The organism is Limnohabitans sp. MMS-10A-178 (genome assembly GCF_003063375.1).
In the GTDB taxonomy this organism is placed as follows: Bacteria; Pseudomonadota; Gammaproteobacteria; order Burkholderiales; family Burkholderiaceae_C; genus Limnohabitans_A.
The window spans coordinates 656,704-676,454 of sequence record NZ_NERY01000001.1 but is presented as its reverse complement, the minus strand read 5'-3'; the positions used below and the strand labels follow the sequence as shown (position 1 = coordinate 676,454).

At 53.0% G+C, this 19,751-nt stretch carries 18 protein-coding genes; 10 read left to right on the top strand and 8 right to left on the bottom strand.

The genetic code is table 11. From position 1 onward, the window contains the following. Positions 1–69: 69 nt before the first annotated feature. On the top strand, positions 70–1,254 hold the full coding sequence (gene metK / locus B9Z32_RS03360) for a methionine adenosyltransferase (protein WP_108419940.1): 1,185 nt from the start codon (positions 70–72) through the stop codon (positions 1,252–1,254). Between the two features lie 13 nt (positions 1,255–1,267). Here metK and B9Z32_RS03355 read toward each other — a convergent pair whose 3' ends face one another. Continuing rightward, on the bottom strand, positions 1,268–2,140 hold the full coding sequence (locus tag B9Z32_RS03355) for a fumarylacetoacetate hydrolase family protein (RefSeq protein ID WP_108419939.1): 873 nt from the start codon (positions 2,138–2,140) through the stop codon (positions 1,268–1,270). Between the two features lie 179 nt (positions 2,141–2,319). On the opposite strand from B9Z32_RS03355, the gene B9Z32_RS03350 reads away from it, so the two are divergent. From B9Z32_RS03350 to B9Z32_RS14080, 6 genes are all read left to right on the top strand, one after another. Continuing rightward, complete coding sequence (locus tag B9Z32_RS03350) at positions 2,320–3,348, top strand: tripartite tricarboxylate transporter substrate binding protein (RefSeq protein ID WP_108419938.1); 1,029 nt, start codon at positions 2,320–2,322, stop codon at positions 3,346–3,348. 27 nt (positions 3,349–3,375) lie between these two features. Then, entirely contained in the window at positions 3,376–4,410 is a 1,035-nt protein-coding gene (locus tag B9Z32_RS03345) for a tripartite tricarboxylate transporter substrate binding protein (protein WP_108419937.1), read from the top strand. A 4-nt stretch (positions 4,411–4,414) separates the two neighbouring features. Further along, a complete protein-coding gene (locus tag B9Z32_RS03340) occupies positions 4,415–5,122 on the top strand; it encodes a substrate-binding domain-containing protein (RefSeq protein WP_233248042.1) in 708 nt (235 codons plus the stop codon). Positions 5,123–5,331: 209 nt separating this feature from the next. Continuing rightward, on the top strand, positions 5,332–5,619 hold the full coding sequence (groES, locus tag B9Z32_RS03335) for a co-chaperone GroES (RefSeq protein WP_090130348.1): 288 nt from the start codon (positions 5,332–5,334) through the stop codon (positions 5,617–5,619). A 22-nt stretch (positions 5,620–5,641) separates the two neighbouring features. Continuing rightward, on the top strand, positions 5,642–7,309 hold the full coding sequence (gene groL / locus B9Z32_RS03330; protein ID WP_108419936.1) for a chaperonin GroEL: 1,668 nt from the start codon (positions 5,642–5,644) through the stop codon (positions 7,307–7,309). A gap of 118 nt (positions 7,310–7,427) precedes the next feature. Continuing rightward, on the top strand, positions 7,428–7,703 hold the full coding sequence (locus B9Z32_RS14080) for a hypothetical protein (protein ID WP_146179445.1): 276 nt from the start codon (positions 7,428–7,430) through the stop codon (positions 7,701–7,703). A gap of 40 nt (positions 7,704–7,743) precedes the next feature. Here the strand turns inward: B9Z32_RS14080 and pgi are convergent, their stop codons facing one another. Together pgi and tal are read right to left on the bottom strand one after the other, a co-directional pair. Next, a complete protein-coding gene (pgi, locus tag B9Z32_RS03325; RefSeq protein WP_108419935.1) occupies positions 7,744–9,297 on the bottom strand; it encodes a glucose-6-phosphate isomerase in 1,554 nt (517 codons plus the stop codon). A gap of 11 nt (positions 9,298–9,308) precedes the next feature. Next, positions 9,309–10,265 carry a transaldolase gene (tal, locus tag B9Z32_RS03320; RefSeq protein ID WP_108419934.1) on the bottom strand — a complete coding sequence of 319 codons (957 nt, stop codon included), beginning with the start codon at positions 10,263–10,265 and terminating at the stop codon, positions 9,309–9,311. 80 nt (positions 10,266–10,345) lie between these two features. Between tal and zwf the strand changes: the two genes are divergently transcribed. Both zwf and B9Z32_RS03310 read left to right on the top strand, forming a co-directional pair. Then, positions 10,346–11,815: a glucose-6-phosphate dehydrogenase gene (zwf, locus tag B9Z32_RS03315; protein ID WP_108419933.1), complete on the top strand. Its 1,470-nt coding sequence runs from the start codon at positions 10,346–10,348 to the stop codon at positions 11,813–11,815. Between the two features lie 4 nt (positions 11,816–11,819). Beyond that, the gene (locus tag B9Z32_RS03310) at positions 11,820–12,665 is read left to right on the top strand and encodes a MurR/RpiR family transcriptional regulator (protein ID WP_108420958.1); all 846 of its coding nucleotides are present in this window, start codon (positions 11,820–11,822) and stop codon (positions 12,663–12,665) included. An 11-nt stretch (positions 12,666–12,676) separates the two neighbouring features. Here the strand turns inward: B9Z32_RS03310 and B9Z32_RS03305 are convergent, their stop codons facing one another. Beyond that, a complete protein-coding gene (locus B9Z32_RS03305; RefSeq protein WP_108419932.1) occupies positions 12,677–13,915 on the bottom strand; it encodes an amidohydrolase family protein in 1,239 nt (412 codons plus the stop codon). 145 nt (positions 13,916–14,060) lie between these two features. On the opposite strand from B9Z32_RS03305, the gene B9Z32_RS03300 reads away from it, so the two are divergent. Continuing rightward, a complete protein-coding gene (locus tag B9Z32_RS03300) occupies positions 14,061–15,653 on the top strand; it encodes an ABC transporter substrate-binding protein (RefSeq protein ID WP_108419931.1) in 1,593 nt (530 codons plus the stop codon). 83 nt (positions 15,654–15,736) lie between these two features. On the opposite strand, the gene B9Z32_RS03295 is transcribed toward B9Z32_RS03300, so the two are convergent. From B9Z32_RS03295 to B9Z32_RS03280, 4 genes are read right to left on the bottom strand one after another with little or no spacing between them, the layout of a single operon-like run. After that, positions 15,737–16,747 (bottom strand): ABC transporter ATP-binding protein, encoded by a 1,011-nt coding sequence (locus B9Z32_RS03295; RefSeq protein ID WP_108419930.1) that lies wholly within the window; start codon positions 16,745–16,747, stop codon positions 15,737–15,739. After that, positions 16,747–17,742 (bottom strand): ABC transporter ATP-binding protein, encoded by a 996-nt coding sequence (locus B9Z32_RS03290; protein WP_108419929.1) that lies wholly within the window; start codon positions 17,740–17,742, stop codon positions 16,747–16,749. Before B9Z32_RS03290 ends, B9Z32_RS03295 begins: the two co-directional genes overlap by 1 nt. A 43-nt stretch (positions 17,743–17,785) precedes the next feature. Next, positions 17,786–18,697, bottom strand: a complete 912-nt coding sequence (locus B9Z32_RS03285) for an ABC transporter permease (RefSeq protein ID WP_108419928.1) — start codon at positions 18,695–18,697, stop codon at positions 17,786–17,788. Positions 18,698–18,756: 59 nt separating this feature from the next. Beyond that, the gene (locus B9Z32_RS03280; RefSeq protein ID WP_108419927.1) at positions 18,757–19,737 is read right to left on the bottom strand and encodes an ABC transporter permease; all 981 of its coding nucleotides are present in this window, start codon (positions 19,735–19,737) and stop codon (positions 18,757–18,759) included. Between the last annotated feature and the right edge of the window lie 14 nt (positions 19,738–19,751).

The window sequence follows — 19,751 nt, the reverse complement described above, 5'->3', positions numbered from 1 at the left end:
GTTCGCCGAGGCCCCAAAGCATCTGGCAGCGCAAATCAACATGCATGCCAAACTTACAGGAGAACCCTCATGGCGAATGACTTTCTTTTCACTTCAGAATCCGTGTCCGAAGGCCACCCCGACAAGGTTGCCGATCAAATCTCAGACGCCATTCTCGACGCTATTTTTGAACAAGACCCCCGCAGCCGCGTAGCCGCTGAAACCCTGACCAACACCGGTCTGGTGGTTTTGGCCGGCGAAATCACCACCAACGCACACGTTGATTACATCCAAGTAGCCCGCGATACCATCAAGCGCATTGGCTACGACAACACCGAGTACGGCATTGACTACAAAGGCTGTGCCGTCATGGTTTGCTACGACAAGCAATCTAACGACATTGCCCAAGGTGTGGACCACGCCTCTGACGACCACCTGAACACAGGTGCTGGCGACCAAGGTTTGATGTTTGGCTACGCTTGCAGCGAAACCCCCGACCTCATGCCTGCGCCCATTTACTACGCACACCGTTTGGTGGAGCGCCAAGCGCAACTCCGCAAAGACGGCCGCTTGCCTTTTCTGCGCCCCGATGCCAAGAGCCAGGTCACCATGCGCTATGTCGATGGCAAGCCCCACAGCATTGACACCGTGGTGTTGTCCACGCAGCACAGCCCAGACCAAAGCGAATCGTCTACCAAGATGAAGGCCAGCTTCAACGAAGCCATCATTGAAGAGATCATCAAGCCTGTGTTGCCAAAAGAGTGGCTGCAAGACACCAAGTACCTGATCAACCCCACAGGCCGCTTTGTGATTGGTGGTCCTCAGGGCGATTGCGGCTTAACCGGTCGCAAGATCATTGTGGACACCTACGGCGGTGCTTGCCCACACGGCGGCGGTGCTTTCTCAGGCAAAGACCCATCGAAAGTTGACCGCTCTGCAGCTTATGCAGCGCGTTATGTGGCCAAGAACATTGTGGCTGCTGGTTTGGCTACCAAGTGCCAAATTCAAGTGGCGTATGCCATTGGTGTGGCCCGCCCCATGAACATCACCATCAACACCGAAGGCACTGGTGTGATCTCTGACGACCAAATTGCAGCCTTGGTGCATGAGCACTTTGACCTGCGTCCAAAGGGCATCATTCAAATGCTCGACCTGTTGCGCCCTATCTACAGCAAGACAGCGGCCTATGGTCACTTTGGCCGTGATGAACCTAACTTCACGTGGGAGCGCACCAACTTGGCCGCCACACTGCGTGCGGCGGCTGGCCTGAAATAATCCACTGAAAAGATTATTTGACGGGATTTTCTAAAACGCCAATCCCGTCAATTTCAACTCGCACCACATCGCCCGACTTTAAATATTTGGGCGGTGTGAAGCCAATGCCCACACCCACGGGCGTGCCTGTGGCAATCACATCGCCAGGGTACAAGGTAATGCCTGCACTCAAAGTTTCGATGAGGGTGGGAATGTCAAATATCAAATCGGGGGTGGCGGCGTTTTGGCGCTCTTCGCCGTTCACATAGCAACGCACGTGGGTATTTTGGCCGTCCATTTCGTCGGCACTCACCAGCCATGGGCCCATGGGGCAGAAGGTGTCAAACGATTTACCCATGTGCCATTGCATGTGCTTGTTTTGCCAATCACGCGCCGTGATGTCGTTCACAATGGTGTAACCCCACACATGTTTCATGGCATCGGCTTTGGTGATGCCCTTGCCGCCCTTGCCAATGATCACCGCCAATTCGGCTTCGTAGTCAATGGCGGTTGACACTTTGGGCATTTCGATGGCTTCGCCGGTGGCAATGACACACTCAGGCACTTTGGTAAAGATGATGGGCTCGGCGGGAATCTCACCACCGGCTTTGGCGCTGCTGTCGAAGCCACTGCGTGCAAATTCTTTGGCGTGCGCATGGTAGTTTTTGCCCACACAAAAGATATTGCGACGTGGGTGCGGCAGTGGCGCACGCAACTGCACATCTTTCAGGGCGATGGGCGCGCCTTGCGCTGGCAAGGCTTCACCGCGCGACAAGGCATCGACCAAAGTGAGGGCGCCCAGTTCGCGATTGTCCAAAGACAAATCAAAGGGGGCCACCGAGTTTGAATCTTGAGACACCAAGCCCACGTGTGGTTGGTTTTGGTAAAAGAAAGCAGCAATACGCATGTTGAGACACTCAGTGTGAAGGTTAAATCAGTCGCTATTGTGCCGCTTTGAGCCAATTCTGGCGGTGAGCCCAATTCACTGTGCGATGGTCCCTTGTGACCTAGCTTCATGCAGAAAAGAAAACGCGGTGTTAGAGTTCGTTGAAGAGCCACAGTGCTAAATGACACATCAGGAGACTTATGAAACCGTTCCCCCACTCAAAAACCGCCGTTGCCGCAAAACGTCATTTGCTAGGCACCGCCTTGGCCCTGTTTGGCAGCCTGTCTTTGAACTTGGGTTTGACGTCCAATGTGCTCGCACAAGCAGCACCTTATCCCAGCAAATCGATCACCATGATTGTGCCTTTCCCACCGGGTGGCTTGGCCGACATTGTGGCCCGCCCCGTGGCAGAAGCCATGAGCCGCGATTTGGGCCAGCCCGTGGTCATTGAAAACCGAGGCGGTGCCGGTGGCGGCATTGGCATGGGCGTGGCCGCTCGCTCAAAGCCTGACGGCTATACCGTTCTCTTGGCCTTGTCGTCCTTAACGGTCATTCCTGAAGCCGACGCTTTGCTGGGCCGCAACCCCATGTTTTTATTAAACGAGTTGCGCCCCATTGCACGCTACACCGCCGATCCCACGGTATTGGCAGTGCGCGCCGACTCACCCTGGAAGACAGTCAAAGATTTCGTTGAAGATGCACGCAAACGTCCAGGCGCCATCAACTATGGCTCCTCTGGCAACTACGGCACCATGCACGTGCCCATGGAAATTTTGGCGCAAACAGCCGGCATCAAAATGACGCACATACCCTTCACAGGCGCAGGCCCTGCTGTGGTGGCCATGTTGGGCGGTCAAATTGACGCTCTGTCGACAGGCCCCGCCACCGTCTTGCAGCATGTCAAAGCCGGCAAGATTCGTGTCTTGGGTCATTGGGGCACTGGCAGCTTGGCATCCATGCCCGATGTGAGCAGCTTGAAAGATTTAGGCTTCAACGCAGAGTACGCCCAGTGGTCGGGTTTGTTCATTCCCAGCGGCACGCCTGAGCCCATTGCGCAGCGCTTGCGTGCAGCCGCCAAAGTGGCTGCGCAAGATGCCAAAGCCCGCGACATCATTCAAAACACAGGCAGCCCTGTGCAGTACTTAGACAGCCCCGAGTTTGAAAAATACGTTCAAGCCGATGCCAGACGCATGACCGATGTGGTTAAGAAAATTGGCAAAGTGGAATAAAAAATTAAATTAAATTTGGAAATACAAATGAAAACAAAATACACCCCACAAACCTCTCAAGCGGTCAAACTTCAAACCCAAAAACGCCGCGCCTTGTTGGCAGCTTTGGCCAGTCTTGCATTCATTGGTACGGGCATATTTCTGTCGCAACAAGCGCACGCGCAAAACTACCCCACTCGCCCCGTCAAAATTGTGGTGCCCTTTGCCACGGGTGGCCCGGCTGATAACTATGCGCGTTTCATGGCGCAACGCTTGCAAGACAGCTTGGGTCAAACCTTTGTGGTTGACAACAAACCAGGTGCAGGCTCCGTCATTGGCACCGACTTGGCCGCCAAAGCTGCTCCCGATGGCTACACCTTGCTGTTGATGTCCAACACGCAAACCGTGAATGAAACACTGATTCCCAACAAGCCCTATGGCTTGATGAAAGACTTTGTGGGCGTGGCCCCCATCAACTATTCTGACTTGGTGTTGGTGGTCAACCCCAGCAAGGGCATGAACACTTTGGCCGATGTCATTCGCGTGGCCAGAGCCCAACCCGGCAAATTGAACTACGCCTCATCTGGCCCAGGCACGCCCTATCACATGGCTGGCGAGCTGTTCAAGAGCTTGGCCAAAATTGACGTGGTGCACGTGCCCTACAAAGGCAGTTCCGGTGCACGCACCGACGTTCTGGCTGGCCAAGTCGACATGATGTTTGATGCTGTGACCACCATGACCGAGCAAGTGAAAGCTGGCAAGGTCAAAGCGGTTGGCACCACTGGCAGAGTTCGCTCTGACGTGCTACCTGATGTTCCCACGCTGAACGAAAATGGTGTGGCAGGTTATGAAGCCACCATTTGGCTGGGTTTGATGGCGCCCAAAGGCACGCCCAAAGCCATAGTCGACAGACTCAATGAAGCGGTTTCCAAAATTGCAGCGCAAGCCGACGTCAAACAACAGTGGGCCAAGCAAGGCGCTGTGCCTATCATTTTGAACCCCACACAGTTTGACAAATATTTACAAGACGACATTGCCAAATGGGCAGGCGTGATCAAGTCTGCCAACATCAAATTGGATTGATGCTTTGACACGTTTTATTCATTTGCTGAGTGGTGGCGCAGCACAGGGCTTGGTCACCTCGCTCCAGCCCTCCATTGAACAAGCCACCAACACGCAACTCTCTTGCACCTTCAATGCCGTGGGCATGATGAAACAAAAGTTGTTGGAAGGTGCGCCTTGCGATGTGGTCATTTTGACAGCGGCGCTCATTGAGCAACTCAGCACCTCAGGGCATGTGTTGGCGGGAAGTGCCCGAAATTTGGGTATTGTCAAAACGGGGGTGGCTGTGAAGCACGGCACACCTTGGCCACAAATTGAAACTGCCGAACAACTCAAAGCTGCTATATTGGCCGCCACGGGTATTTATTTTGCCGATCCACAACTGGCCACTGCCGGCATTCATTTCATGAAAGTGCTGAACGGTTTGGGCATTGCAGACACCGTGGCTGCCAATTTGCGCCCCTATCCCAACGGCAACACGGCCATGAACGCTTTGGCTGCATGCGACGACCCCCATGTCATTGGTTGCACCCAAGTCACTGAAATACTGATCACCGCAGGGATTGATTTGGTGGCCGACCTGCCGCTCGAGTTTGAACTGGCCACCATGTACACCGCAGGGATTCGCTCCTCAAGCACCTGTGTGGAAGAGGCTCAAGCCATGATCAACACATTGGTGAGCCCAGAACACGCTCAGCTTCGCGCGAAGGGCGGCTTTTTGCCTGTGGCTTAAACTAGCAGCCCTTTTCGGAATCTCTCATCAGAAACTCTGATCTGAATCACTGATTTTTCAAGAGCCCTCTTGAAATCTGTCCAAACGCCCTTATCATTAGCACTCGCAGGAGATGAGTGCTAACAACTTCAGCACCCTCCAAAGAACCCTAAAGTATTCAATTTTGAATACTTTTTGTTTTTAACCTTGTTTCATATTTAGGAGATCCAATGAAACTGCGTCCTCTCGGCGATCGCGTGATCGTCAAACGTGTCGAAAGCGAAACCAAAACAGCCTCTGGCATCGTGATTCCCGATGCAGCTGCTGAAAAGCCCGATCAAGGCGAAGTCTTGGCCGTCGGCCCAGGCAAGCGCAATGACAAAGGCGAAGTGTTGGCCATGAACGTGAAAGTCGGCGACCGCGTGTTGTTCGGCAAATACAGCGGCCAAACCGTCAAGGTTTTGGGCGACGAGCTGTTGGTCATGAAAGAAGAAGACCTCTTTGCAGTGGTCGAGTAATTTTTATATCGGAGAAATTCAAATGGCAGCAAAAGACGTAATTTTCGGCGGCGAAGCCCGCGCACGCATGGTTGAAGGCGTGAACATTTTGGCCAACGCGGTCAAAGTAACTTTGGGCCCCAAGGGTCGCAATGTGGTGCTCGAGCGCTCTTTCGGCGCCCCCACCGTGACCAAGGACGGTGTGTCCGTGGCCAAAGAAATCGAACTCAAAGACAAGCTCCAGAACATGGGCGCACAGATGGTCAAGGAAGTTGCTTCCAAGACTTCTGACAACGCTGGTGACGGTACAACAACCGCTACCGTGTTGGCTCAAGCCATCGTTCGCGAAGGCATGAAGTACGTTGCCGCTGGCATGAACCCCATGGACTTGAAGCGCGGTATCGACAAAGCTGTGACAGCCTTGATCGAAGAGTTGAAGAAAGCCACCAAGGCCACTACAACCACCAAAGAAATCGCTCAAGTGGGTTCTATTTCTGCCAACAGCGACCACAGCATTGGCGACATCATTGCCAAAGCCATGGACAAAGTGGGCAAAGAAGGCGTGATCACTGTTGAAGACGGCAAGTCACTCGACAACGAACTCGACATCGTTGAAGGCATGCAGTTCGACCGTGGCTACCTGTCACCCTACTTCATCAACAACCCCGAGAAGCAAGCTGCTTTGCTCGACAACCCCTTCGTGTTGTTGTTCGACAAGAAAATCAGCAACATCCGTGACTTGTTGCCCACATTGGAAGCCGTTGCAAAAGCTGGCCGTCCTTTGCTGATCATTGCTGAAGAAGTTGAAGGCGAAGCCTTGGCTACTTTGGTGGTCAACACCATCCGCGGTATCTTGAAGGTTGTGGCTGTGAAGGCTCCTGGCTTCGGCGATCGTCGCAAAGCCATGTTGGAAGACATCGCTATCTTGACAGGCGGTAAAGTGATCGCTGAAGAAGTGGGCCTGACACTCGAAAAAGTGACATTGGCAGACTTGGGTCAAGCCAAGCGCATCGAAGTGGGCAAAGAAAACACCATCATCATCGACGGTGCTGGTGCTGCTGTCGACATCGAAGCACGTGTGAAACAAATCCGCGTTCAAATCGAAGAAGCCACTTCTGACTACGACCGTGAAAAACTGCAAGAGCGCGTGGCCAAGTTGGCTGGCGGTGTTGCCGTGATCAAGGTTGGCGCTGCCACCGAAGTCGAAATGAAAGAAAAGAAAGCCCGTGTTGAAGACGCATTGCACGCTACCCGCGCTGCTGTGGAAGAAGGCATTGTGGCTGGCGGTGGTGTGGCATTGCTGCGCGCTCGTCAAAACGCTGGCACCATCAAAGGTGACAACGCTGACCAAGAAGCTGGCATCAAGCTGGTCTTGAAAGCCATCGAAGCGCCTTTGCGTGAGATCGTGTACAACGCTGGTGGCGAGCCATCAGTGGTGGTGAACGCTGTGTTGGCTGGCAAAGGCAACTACGGCTTCAACGCTGCCAACGACACTTACGGCGACATGATTGAAATGGGCATTTTGGACCCAACCAAAGTAACACGCACTGCTTTGCAAAACGCAGCATCCGTGGCTTCTTTGATGTTGACCACAGAGTGCATGGTTTCAGAAGCTCCAAAAGAAGAGTCTGGCGCCGGCGGCGGCATGCCTGACATGGGCGGCATGGGTGGTATGGGCGGCATGGGTGGTATGGGCGGCATGGGCATGTAATTGCTCGCTGCTTCAAAGGTCTGCAAAGACCTTTGACCTCGCACAAAAAACCCCGCAAGTCATTGCGGGGTTTTTTTATGGCCGGTACACACTGCAATCAAGTCCCTTAACATGAGGCTTGGCTTTATCTGTATGCAAGCGCACTAACTCACAAAGACACCATCACGGTGTTGGCAATGACTTCATCGAACTCAGCGTCAACCCTGGCGAAACCAAAGAATGGGTCATCCGATTTGACAAAGCCCAAACCTTGCAAATGGCGTGTCTCATTCCGGGTCATTTTGAAGCCGGCATGAAGGGGCAGTTGCTAGTTCAAAACAAAGGCGCTGCTGTGCCGTCTGCCCTATCGACCAAACCTACAAAGTCGCACGATCACAGCACCCACAAGCACTGAGAAAATTTTCTAAACCGAAAAGCTTAGCCCTTGTCAGAGCTCAAGAAGTGCGTACCCTCTGCAACAATTGCGCTGTAGAGGCGTCAAGCCCTGCAACGTCACCCGAGGCCATTCGAGCATGAATGTCCTTGGCCAACACCTTGCCCAGCTCCACACCCCATTGGTCAAAGCTGTTAATACCCCATACCGCACCACTCACAAACACGCGGTGTTCTTGCAGTGCAATCAATGCGCCTAAGTTGAAGGGCGTTAAGTCCTCCAGCAAGATAAACGTACTGGGCCGATTGCCAGGAAAGTTCTTATGACCACCCGCATCGGCCTTGCCCACCATCAAGGCCTGCGCTTGCGCCAGCGCATTGGACAACAACAACGCTTGGTGATCGGGCAAAGCATGCGTGGCGTTTTTCACGGCTATAAACTCCAGCGGCACCACATCGGTTCCTTGATGCAGCATTTGGAAAAATGCGTGCTGCCCATTGGTCCCGGGTTCGCCCCACAGCACAGGCGAGGTGCCATAAGGCAATGCTTGACCCTGAAGGTCAACCTGCTTGCCATTGCTTTCCATTTCAAGCTGCTGCAGATAAGGTGCGAATCGTTTGAGTGCGCTGTGATACGGCGCAATACAGCGGCTGGTGTAATGCAAAAAGTTGCGATACCAAACATCGAGCATGCCCAATCGAACTGGCAAATTGTGTGCTGCATCGGCATTTTGAAAGTGCTGATCCATGGCGTGCGCACCCGCCAAAAATTCGCGAAACTTGTCTGCGCCAATGGCAATGGCCAAAGGCAAGCCAATGGCCGACCACAAAGAATAACGACCGCCCACCCAATCCCAAAAACCAAAACAAGTTTGAATGCCAAACTTGCCAGCCGCTTCTACGTTGGTGGTGAGCGCCGCAAAATGCCGCGACACATTGGTACCGCCTTGCGATTCAAACCAACGTTTGGCCGACAAGGCATTGGTCATGGTTTCCAAGGTGGTGAAAGTTTTAGAGGCTATCAAAAACAAGGTGCTTTCTGATTTCAAACCCTTCAACACGGCATCTAACTCGTGACCATCCACATTGGACACAAAATGAAAGTGCTTGCCCTTCAAGGCAAAAGACTGCAAAGCCATGACCGCCATTTGCGGGCCCAAATCTGAACCCCCAATGCCAATGTTCACCACGTCGGTAATCTGCTCATCTGAACGAATTTTTTCGGCATACGAGAGCATGTCGTTCAAGGTTTCGTGCACCTCTTTCAAACACACCTGAACAGAAGCAGGCAGTGCATCTGCTGCAGCACCCTCTGCAGGATGACGCAACAACCAATGCATAACAGCACGATTTTCTGTGGCGTTGATGGCATCACCTTTGAACATCCGATCACGATGCTTCAAAACGCCAGCTTGATCAGCCAACGCTATCAGTTGCGCTTCAATTCCTGCATCCCAATGGTTCTTCGACAAGTCGGCAAACACACCCGGTGCTTCTTGACTGAAATGAGCCGCACGCGTTGCATCCGACGCAAATGCATTGCGCAAATCAAAACCAAAAAACGCTTTCGAATACGCCGTCAAGCTTTGCCAAGCATCTGTTTGATCACCTCGCATAAACGTCCTTCTTAAGCCTTTTGCGCCGCCAGCATCAAGCCTTCGAGCTTGATGGCATCGACACAGAAAGCCCGTATGCCTTCAGCCAATTTTTCGGTGGCCATGGCGTCTTCGTTCAGGGCAAAACGAAAACCTGCTTCGCTATATTGCATCAAAGGCAAGTCCATGCCCTTTGCAGCCTGCGCATTCAATGCGGGCGTCAAGGCGGTTTCATTGGCTGCCAACAAAGCCAATAAATCGGGACTGATGGTGAGCAAGTCACAGCCTGCCAGAGCCACAATTTGACCCACATTGCGAAAGCTGGCGCCCATCACCTCGGTGGCTATGCCGTTCTTTTTGTAATAGTTGTAAATGGCGCGCACAGACTTCACGCCTGGGTCGTTGGCGCCTGCACTGGCTGCCTCGTCCCATGAAGCGCCTGCCGTCTTTTTGTACCAGTCGTAAATTCGGCCCACGAAGGGAGATATCAGTTGCACCTTGGCTTGACCGCATGCCACGGCTTGCGCAAACGAGAACAACAAAGTGAGGTTGGTGTGAATGCCTTCGCGCTCTAACTCAGCAGCCGCTTGAATGCCTTCCCAAGTAGCTGCAATTTTGATCAGCACACGTTGACGCGAAATGCCTTGCGCTTCATACAAACTCATCAAGCGACGCGCCCGGGCCAAGGTGCCAAGCGTGTCAAAACTCAAACGTGCATCCACCTCGGTAGACACTCGGCCCGGAATGGTCTTCAAAATTTCGCAACCAAAGCGCACCAGCAAATGGTCCATCACCACATCCAATGGCTCGCCTTTGTATGCAGCCACAGACTCAGCAAGCAAGGGCGCGTATTCGGGCTTTTGCACGGCCTTCAAAATCAAGGATGGGTTGGTGGTTGCATCTTGCGGCTGGAACTGGGCCAGCTGTTTGAAATCACCGGTATCAGCCACCACGGTGGTGTGAGATTTGAGCGCGTCGAGTTGGTTCATGGCAAAAAATAGAGTGCAAGACTTGAATTATCAATGAAACAAAGTTACATTACAAAATCATTTTTATGTAACAAATAAACATGTCCTTTGATTTGGTCTTTTTTGGCGGCACTGGCGACCTGGTTTGGCGCAAATTGATGCCCGCTCTTTTCCAAGCGTTTCGCCACGGCACCTTGCCCGAAGGCGGTCGAATCATTGGCGTGGCACGCGATGCCATGAGCGATGAGCAGTATCGGGCCCTCATTCAATCACGGTTTGAGCAAGTTGAGGGCGCCAAACGACCCAACGATGAAGAATTTGGCCTGTTCAAGGCCATGCTTCATTACGAACGGGTCGATTTGTCCAACCCAGCCGACTACGCCAAATTGGCGGCCAGATTGGCAGAACGAAAAACCGAACAAGTCGTGTTTTATTTGGCCACAGCGCCCAACCTTTTCAACACGGTTTGCGAACAACTGGCCATCGCCAAACTGAACACACCCCAAACTCGCATTGTGTTGGAAAAACCGCTGGGCCACGACCTCAAGTCCAACAAGGCCATTAACCAAAATGTGCGCAAGGTTTTTGAAGAAAAACAAATTTTCCGCATTGACCATTATTTGGGCAAGCCCTCAGTGCAAAACCTGTTTGCCATGCGTTTTGGCAATGCCTTGTTTGAACCGCTGTGGCGCCGCGAACACATCGCCAACATTCAGATCACCATTGCCGAAGAGTTGGGCGTAGAAAAGCGCGGCGCTTTTTACGAAAACACAGGCGCACTGCGCGACATGGTGCAAAACCATGCCCTTCAATTGTTGTGCGCCATTGCCATGGAGCCGCCCATCAATGCGCATGCAGACGCCATTCGCGATGAGAAGCTCAAAGTCTTGCGCGCCCTCAAACCTTGGACCACAGACACCCTCACCCAACACGTGGTGCGAGGCCAATACAGCGCGGGCAATGTGAACGGGCACGCAGTGCCTAGCTACAACCAAGAGACCGGCGTGAATGCCAACAGCAGCACCGAAACCTTTGTGGCACTGCGCACCGAAATTGCCAACTGGCGCTGGGCGGGTGTGCCCTTTTACATTCGCACTGGCAAACGCTTAGCCTCACGCGAGGGCTACATTGAAATCAATTTCCGGCCTACACCGCATGCTATTTTTCAGTTACCTGCGGGAGGCGTCAACAAACTGGTGATTCATTTGCAGCCAAAGGATGGCTTGGAATTGCACCTGTTTGCTGAAGGCCAACACAAACGCATCCCTAAAACCAATCAGGCCTCGGCCAAATTGAGTTCGGTGCAGCTTGACCTTGATTTCGACAAGCGCTTTGGCAGCGAACGCGTGGGCGCCTACGAACGTTTGCTATTGGATGTTTTAGATGGCCGTTTGAATTTGTTTGTGCGCAGCGATGAGCAAGAGGAAGCTTGGCGTTGGGTAGAACCCATTTTGCAACATTGGGCCACCGACACCCAAGGTCCTCGTCACTACGCAGCAGGTACTTGGGGCCCGAGTGCCTCTAGTGCCATGATTGCACGCGATGGATTTTGCTGGTCGGAGGAAAATTAAAAGCATGCTAGACCGCATCAAAGCATCATTGCCATCCTTGGCACCTGCAGAACAGCGCGTAGGAAAGTTGGTGCTGCAAGACCCGCGCGCCTTTGCCAATTTGCCTGTTACAGAATTGGCTGAGCGCGCGCACGTGAGCAAACCCACGGTGGTGCGCTTTTGCCGAAGTGTAGGCTATGACGGTCTGTCCGATTTCAAACTGAAGCTGGCTGGCAGTGTGAGTGAGGGTGTGCCCTTCATTCATCGCAGTGTCGATGTCGACGACAAAACCAGTGATGTGGCGGTCAAAGTGATCGACAACACCGTAGCGGCATTTTTGAAATACCGCAACGATGCCTCTTCTTTTGCATTAGACATGGCAGTGCAAGCTTTGGCAGAGACCCACAGCACCGGCAAGCGCATCGAGTTTTATGGCGTGGGCAACTCTGGCATCGTGGCGCAAGATGCGCAACACAAATTTTTCCGACTGGGCATGAACACCATTGCCTACAGCGATGGCCACATGCAAGTGATGAGCGCCTCCATGTTGGGCAAAGGCGATTGTGTGGTGGTCATTTCCAATTCTGGTCGCACCCGCGATTTGATGGATGCCGCTGACATTGCTCGCAAACGGGGGGCAACTATCATTGTGATCACTTCAAGCGGCTCGCCTTTGGCCGCTGCTGGCCAAATTCACCTCACAGCTGACCACCCTGAAAGCTACGATCGATACAGCCCCATGGTGTCGCGGTTGTTGCATTTGCTGATCATTGACATTTTGGCCACCACTGTGGCTTTGCGAATTGGCGAGTCATTGCAACCTGCTCTGCGCGAAATGAAAAACAATTTGCGCAACAAGCGCTACACCTGATTTGGGCGGCCTTAAGCTTGCTTGTAAACCTTGCCGTCTTTCACAATCACTTCGATGTGATCGCCTTGGCCTAACAAGCAAGAGATATCGGTCAGCGGATTGCCATTCACCAGCAACAAGTCGGCAATGGCACCGGCTTTCACCACGCCCAACTGGCCAGACATGTTGATCAATTCAGCCGCATTGAGGGTGGCTTGCTGCAAAGCCGCGCCATTGCCCAAAATGCTGGCCCGAATGCGCAGTTCTTCTGACTGATGGCGGTGAGATTCGCCCAACAAATCAGAGCCCAGCGCCATCTTGACACCCACCTTGGCCAAAAGTTCCAAAGCCTTTTGGCCTTGACTGCGAACCGTTTCAATTTTGGCCACAGACACGGCAGGCAGTCCAAGGCTTTCGCCTTCATTGGCCAAGGCTTCGTAGGTGATCAAGGTGGGCACCATGAAAGCACCTTTCTCGGCCATGAACTGGGCTGTGGCTTCATCGATCAAGTTGCCGTGCTCAATGCTGCGTACACCAAAGGCCACAGACCGGTGGATCGCCTTGGGGGTGTAGGCATGCGCCATCACATAGGTGCCCGCGTGCTCGGCCTCTTCCACAATGGCTCTGATTTCGGCTTCTGAATAACCCAGGTAGTGGATTGGATCGTTGGGTGAAGCTACGCCGCCTGAGGCCATGATCTTGATTTGATTGGCGCCCTTCATGATTTCTTCGCGCACCGCCAATCGCACGTTGTCTACGCCATCCACCACGCGGGCCAATGCGCCCACTCTGCTGGAACAACCGCAAGGTTCAATCACATCGCTGCGCGGCCGGCCGTCGCCGTGACCACCGGTTTGAGACAGCGCCCGGCCAGATGCAAAAATACGCGGGCCTTCCACCATGTCGGTGCGTGTGGCCTCTGCCAAATTCCAATCGCCGCCGCCAGCATCGCGCACCGTCGTGAAACCGCGCATGAGCATGCCCTTCATAATGGGCAAGGCACGCAAAGTGGCAAACACATTGGGCTGATTGGCCGTGATGTTGAGGTTCAGGTGTGCAGCAATCACATGAACATGGCAATCGATCATGCCGGGCATGAGGGTTTTGCCCTCGGCTTTGATCACCTTGGTGCCGGAGGGAATGAACACGTCGGCTTGGTGGGGTCCAACTGACTTGATCATGCCGTTTTCTACCCAAACGTCTTGCCCAGTTTTGAGCTGCAAAGACGCCACATCCAGCACATTGGCCGACTGAAACAAGATCGCATTCATAAATGACCCGTCCTTGACTGCAAAGATCACATTAAAACCGATAAATCTGGCCTTTTCCCACTGGGCAATTACCCTGATTTCACTTGCGATGGGGCATGACCCTCCCCTAGAATGAAACTGTCACTCAACTTCGACAGGATTTAGCATGTACCAACGCTTCCTCAAAACCTCACGCTGGCTGACGCTGGCTGTGGGGGTCTCAGCCTCCTTGCTAGGCTTCACTGGCGCGCAAGCTGCCGAGCTCAAATGGGCCGCTCAAAATGACATTTTGACGCTCGACCCTCACTCACAAAACCACGCCACCACCAACAACATCGTTGGCCATGCCTACGAAGCTCTGGTGCGTTACGACAAGAATTACAAAGTTGAGCCCTCATTGGCCACCAGCTGGTCCAACGTCAATCCCACCACTGTGCGATTCAATCTGCGCAAAAACGTGAAGTTCCATGACGGTTCTAACTTCACCGCCGACGACGTCGTCTTTTCATTCGATCGCATTCGTCAGCCTCAAGGCACCATGGGCATCTATGTGGCTGGCGTCAAGGAAATGAAAAAGGTAGATGACCACACGGTGGACGTCATCTTGGACAAACCCAACCCCACCATGTTCAACAACTTCACCACGTTCTACATCATGAGCAGAGCTTGGGCCGTTAAGAACAAGTCAGAAAAAGTTCAAGACTACAAAGCCAAAGAAATTACTTTCGCTTCCAACAACACCAACGGCACTGGCCCTTATGTCATCAAAGAATGGCAACCCGACCAAAAGCTGGTGATGACTCACAACAAAGCTTGGTGGGACAAGCTGCAAGGCAACGTCACTGACGTGATTTACACCCCCATCAAGTCTGATCCCACCCGCATTGCGGCACTTTTGGCTGGCAACGTCGATGCGGTCACTGACTTACCCACGCAAGACGTTGCACGTCTGCGGAGTTCACCCAACTTGTCTGTGCTGGACGGCCCCGAAGTCAGAACCATCTTCTTTGCTTTGGACATGGGTAGCGACGAGTTGAAATATGGCCCCAAAGGCAAGAATCCATTCAAGGATGTCCGTGTTCGCAAAGCCATGAGCATGGCCATTGACCGCACTGCCATCCAGCGCAGCATCATGCGCGGCTTGTCGGTTCCTGCCAGCATCTTGGTGGCGCCTGGCGTGAATGGTCACACAGCAGACTTAGACAGAGTAGCCCCCGCCGACGCTGATGGTGCCAGGAAGTTGTTGGCCGACGCTGGCTACCCCAACGGTTTTGAATTTACCCTCGACTGCCCCAACAATCGCTACGTGAATGACGAAGAAATTTGTCAGGCTGTTGTGAACATGTGGGCTCGCATTGGCATTAAGACCAAGCTCAACGCTGTTAACTTTGGTCCTTTCATTGCCAAAGTCCAAAACTTCGACACCAGCGCTTACCTGCTCGGCTGGGGCGCTGCCACCTACGACGCACAATACTCATTGCAGTCTTTGGTCATGACACGCACGCAAGGCGCCGATGGCAACTTCAACTATTCCAGAGTGAGCAATGCCAAACTAGACGCTTTGGTCGAGTCGATGAAAACTGAGACTGACAAAAACAAGCGCGACGCCATGATCAAAGATGGCTTGGCCATCGCACGCGATGAAGTCTTGGTCATTCCTTTGCACCATCAGATGCGCCCTTGGTCTATGAAGAAAAACGTCACCATGACGCACAACTCCAACGATGCGCCTAAGATGATGTACGTCACAGTGAAATAAATCACAGTGCCAAGAAAAAAGACACCTTCGGGTGTCTTTTTTTGGCCTTAGTTTTAGCGTCAGTTTTAGCCTCAGTTTCAGCCTCAGTGGCGGCCTTCTTCTACCGCATGGCATGCAATTTTGATCCCATTGAGATCTTTCAACACCGGGCGTTCTGTCTTGCATCTGGCGTTGGCCAGTGGGCACCTCGGATTGAAGCTACAACCCGGTGGTGGGTTGAGCGGGTTGGGTACTTCGCCTTGAACTGGCGTGCGTGCACGGCCTGTATCTTTCATTTTGGGAATGGCATCGAGCAGCATGCGCGTGTAAGGGTGCTGCGGATTGTCAAACAAGGTGTGCTTGTCGGCCAACTCCACCAGCTGCCCCAAATACATCACACCCACTTTGTCGCTGACATGCCTGACCACAGCCAAATTGTGCGAAATAAACAAATAGGTGAGGCCGCGTTCGCGCTGCAAATCTTTCATGATGTTGAGCACTTGGGCTTGCACGCTCACATCCAAGGCAGAGGTTGGTTCATCGCAGACTAAAAAATCGGGGGCAGTGGCCAACGCACGTGCAATGGAAATACGCTGCCGCTGGCCGCCGGAAAACTGGTGTGGGTACTTGACCATGTCAAGCGCAGACAAGCCCACTGACTTGAGCAATTCAGCCACTCGATCTTTCAGCTCTTGCGCGTCTTTGATCAAGCCGTGCTCGTGCAGTGGTTCTCCCACAATGGCTTCGACCGTCCACCTTGGATTCAAGCTGGCATAGGGGTCTTGAAAAATCATTTGAATGCGCTTGCGCATGGCCTTGGCATCGCTTGATTTGAAAGCAGCATAGGCATCTTGGCCATCAAAGTTCAAAGCGCCGCGTGTGGGTTCATAAAGGCCCACCAGCAATCGTGCAACCGTGCTTTTGCCGCAGCCAGACTCGCCCACCAGCGCCAAGGTTTTGCCGCGCTCAATTTCAAAACTCACACCGTCGACAGCTTTTAGCAATTGGCGGGGTTTGCGCTCAATGACCCGGCTCAGCCAAGGCGCAGAGACATCAAATGTTTTGGCCAAGTCACGGGCAACGACCAAGGCTTGAGAAGACTGTTGAACGCTCATCACACGCCCTCCAATGCGTTGGCTTGGTGCAGCCAACAGGCCACCTGGGTTGGGGTGTTTTGGCCCCCTCTAGAAACTGCTGCCAAATCTGGGCGCTCTTCTTGGCAACGCTCAAAAACTTGCGGGCATCGCGGATTGAAAGCGCAGCCTTTGGGTATGGCATTGAGACGCGGCATGGCACCATCAATTTGGTTCAATCGGTCGCGGTCACTGTCCATGTCTGGAATGGATGCCATCAAGCCCACGGTGTAAGGGTGCTCTGGCTGGTTAATCACTTGGTGCACTGGTCCAATCTCGGCAATGCGCCCGGCATACATGACGGCCACACGATCGCATGTTTCGGCAATCACACCCATGTCGTGCGTGATCAGCATCACGGCAGCACCGCGTTTTTTGCAAATATTTTTCAAGAGGCTGATGATCTGCGCTTGAATGGAAACGTCCAGTGCGGTGGTAGGCTCGTCGGCCACAATCAATTGGGGTTCGGCAGCCAGTGCCAAGGCAATGACCACACGCTGGCGCATGCCGCCAGAAAATTGATGCGGGTAATGGTCAATGCGCTCTGCGGCCGCTGGAATGCCAGTGTCTTGCAACAAAGCAATGGCACGCTGACGTGCTTCTTGATCGGACACGGGCAAGTGGGCTTGAATGGTCTCGGTCAGTTGTTTACCCACTGAGTACAGGGGGTTTAAAGATGTGAGTGGGTCTTGAAAAATAGCGCCAATTTTGCGGCCGCGAATGCTGCGCATTTGGTCGTTGTTGAGATTGTCGATGCGCTGGCCTTCTAACAAGATTTGTCCCGAAGCAATGCGACCTGGCGGCTCTAAGAGTCCAATGATGGAAGCACCTGTGAGAGACTTGCCTGCGCCAGATTCGCCCACCACACCCAAGATTTCGCCGGGTGCAATGTCGAAAGAAATTTCATCGATGGCGCGCAAGGTGCCGTGCCGGCTGGGAAACTCCACAACCAAATTTTGAACTTGTAACAAACTCATGAAGTAGGACTCTCTTTAAACACGTCGCTTGAATCAAAAAAATTTAACGCAAACGAGGGTTCAGGGCGTCACGCAGCCAATCGCCCAACAAATTGACAGACAAGGCAATGAGCACCAGCGTCACACCTGGGAAAATGGTAATCCACCACTCACCTGAAAACAAAAAGTCGTTGCCAATGCGAATGAGTGTGCCCAGCGAAGGTGAAGTGGGAGGCACACCCACACCCAAAAATGAGAGCGTGGCCTCGGTAATGATGGCAGAGGCCACTTGAATGGTGGCCAGCACCGTGACAGGCCCCAGCACATTGGGCAACACATGGCGCAGCATGATGCGAAGGGGCGCAACCCCAGTCACTCTGGCGGCTTGCACATACTCTTTATTGCGCTCCACCAAAGTAGTGCCGCGCACCGTGCGCGCATATTGCACCCAGCCCGTGAGTGAAATTGAAATGATCAAAACACCAAACGCCAAGGATTCATCGGCATTGGGAAACACAGCACGCCCCACACCGGCAATGAGCAAGGCCACCAAGATGGCAGGAAATGAAAGCATGACATCACACAAACGCATGAGGAAAGCATCGAGCCAACCACCGCGAAAGCCTGCAATCAAACCAAGGCTTACACCTGCGAACAATGAAAGCAACACAGAAGAAATGCCCACCACCAAAGAAATGCGAGTGCCATACATAAGGGCCGACAAAATATCGCGACCTTGATCATCGGTGCCTAGCAAGTATTTGGTACTGCCCTCGGCAGACCAAGCGGGGGGCAAGCGCGAGTCCATGAGTTCAAGCGAAGCAGCATCAAAGGGGTCGTAAGGGGCAATCCACTTTGCAAAGACCGCACAAACAATGAACACGAACGCAATGAACGCAGCCACCATGGCCGTTTTGGACTGCCTGAAGCTGTAGCCCACATCGCTGCTCAACCAACGGGAAATAGAATTGGACATGCCGTCTGAATCTTTCTAAAGGGATGTACGGAGTGTGGCCATGCGCCAGCGCATTCGCTTCAATGCCCGCCAACTTTACCCACGCGCAATCTAGGATCGACGGCAAAGTAAAGCAAATCGACAGTGAGGTTGATCACCACAAAGATGAGCGCGATAAGGCACAAGTAAGCCGCCATGACAGGCACATCGGCAAAAGTAACGGCTTGGATAAACAGCAAGCCCATGCCTGGCCACTGAAACACGGTTTCTGTGATGATGGCAAAGGCAATCAGACCCCCCAATTGCAAACCGGTGATGGTCATTACAGGCACCAGTGTGTTTTTAAGGGCGTGGCCAAAATGAATGGCCCGATTGGACAAGCCGCGCGCGCGCGCAAATTTGATGTAGTCGGTGCGCAGCACTTCCAACATTTCAGCGCGTACCAAGCGCATGATCAGGGTGAGCTGAAACACAGTGAGCGTGAGGGCGGGCAAAACAATGTGCTGCCAGCCTTTGGCGGTGAGCAGCCCTGTGCTCCACCAACCAATTTTGACCACATCACCTCGGCCAAAACTGGGAAACCATCCCAACAGCACGGCAAAAAACAATATGAGCAAAATGCCAATGAGAAAAGTGGGCAGAGACACACCCAAGAGTGAAAAGGTCATGAGCAATTGGCTCGACAAACTGCCGCGCCGGAGTGCGGCATACACACCCATAGGGATGCCCAACAACAAGGCCAAGCCTGCCGCAATGAACGCCAACTCTAAGGTGGCAGGAAAGCGATCGGCAATGAGCTGTGATACTTTGGCACCTTGCCGCAGACTGATGCCAAAGTCGCCCTGAACAGCGTTCAACAAAAAATGGCCAAACTGAACAATGAAGGACTGGTCTAGTCCTAGGTCTTTTCGCAGTGCATCAATTTGATCTTTTGTAGCGTCTTGCCCCAACATGAACAAAACAGGGTCGCCCACGTACTGAAACAACAAGAACGCAATAAAGGACACGGACACCATGACCATGATGGCCTGGATGAGGCGCTGCAAAATAAAAGCAAACATTCACTTCCCTGAAA

What these genes read in the sequence shown, in the direction of transcription:
- B9Z32_RS03300 (WP_108419931.1), top strand. Translation starts at nt 14,061, where the DNA reads ATGTACCAACGCTTCCTCAAAACCTCACGCTGGCTGACGCTGGCTGTG.
- B9Z32_RS03280 (WP_108419927.1), bottom strand. Translation starts at nt 19,737, where the DNA reads ATGTTTGCTTTTATTTTGCAGCGCCTCATCCAGGCCATCATGGTCATG.
- metK (WP_108419940.1), top strand. Translation starts at nt 70, where the DNA reads ATGGCGAATGACTTTCTTTTCACTTCAGAATCCGTGTCCGAAGGCCAC.
- B9Z32_RS03285 (WP_108419928.1), bottom strand. Translation starts at nt 18,697, where the DNA reads ATGTCCAATTCTATTTCCCGTTGGTTGAGCAGCGATGTGGGCTACAGC.
- zwf (WP_108419933.1), top strand. Translation starts at nt 10,346, where the DNA reads ATGTCCTTTGATTTGGTCTTTTTTGGCGGCACTGGCGACCTGGTTTGG.
- B9Z32_RS03355 (WP_108419939.1), bottom strand. Translation starts at nt 2,140, where the DNA reads ATGCGTATTGCTGCTTTCTTTTACCAAAACCAACCACACGTGGGCTTG.
- B9Z32_RS03310 (WP_108420958.1), top strand. Translation starts at nt 11,820, where the DNA reads ATGCTAGACCGCATCAAAGCATCATTGCCATCCTTGGCACCTGCAGAA.
- B9Z32_RS03345 (WP_108419937.1), top strand. Translation starts at nt 3,376, where the DNA reads ATGAAAACAAAATACACCCCACAAACCTCTCAAGCGGTCAAACTTCAA.
- B9Z32_RS03295 (WP_108419930.1), bottom strand. Translation starts at nt 16,747, where the DNA reads ATGAGCGTTCAACAGTCTTCTCAAGCCTTGGTCGTTGCCCGTGACTTG.
- groL (WP_108419936.1), top strand. Translation starts at nt 5,642, where the DNA reads ATGGCAGCAAAAGACGTAATTTTCGGCGGCGAAGCCCGCGCACGCATG.
- B9Z32_RS03290 (WP_108419929.1), bottom strand. Translation starts at nt 17,742, where the DNA reads ATGAGTTTGTTACAAGTTCAAAATTTGGTTGTGGAGTTTCCCAGCCGG.
- groES (WP_090130348.1), top strand. Translation starts at nt 5,332, where the DNA reads ATGAAACTGCGTCCTCTCGGCGATCGCGTGATCGTCAAACGTGTCGAA.
- pgi (WP_108419935.1), bottom strand. Translation starts at nt 9,297, where the DNA reads ATGCGAGGTGATCAAACAGATGCTTGGCAAAGCTTGACGGCGTATTCG.
- tal (WP_108419934.1), bottom strand. Translation starts at nt 10,265, where the DNA reads ATGAACCAACTCGACGCGCTCAAATCTCACACCACCGTGGTGGCTGAT.
- B9Z32_RS03305 (WP_108419932.1), bottom strand. Translation starts at nt 13,915, where the DNA reads ATGAATGCGATCTTGTTTCAGTCGGCCAATGTGCTGGATGTGGCGTCT.
- B9Z32_RS03350 (WP_108419938.1), top strand. Translation starts at nt 2,320, where the DNA reads ATGAAACCGTTCCCCCACTCAAAAACCGCCGTTGCCGCAAAACGTCAT.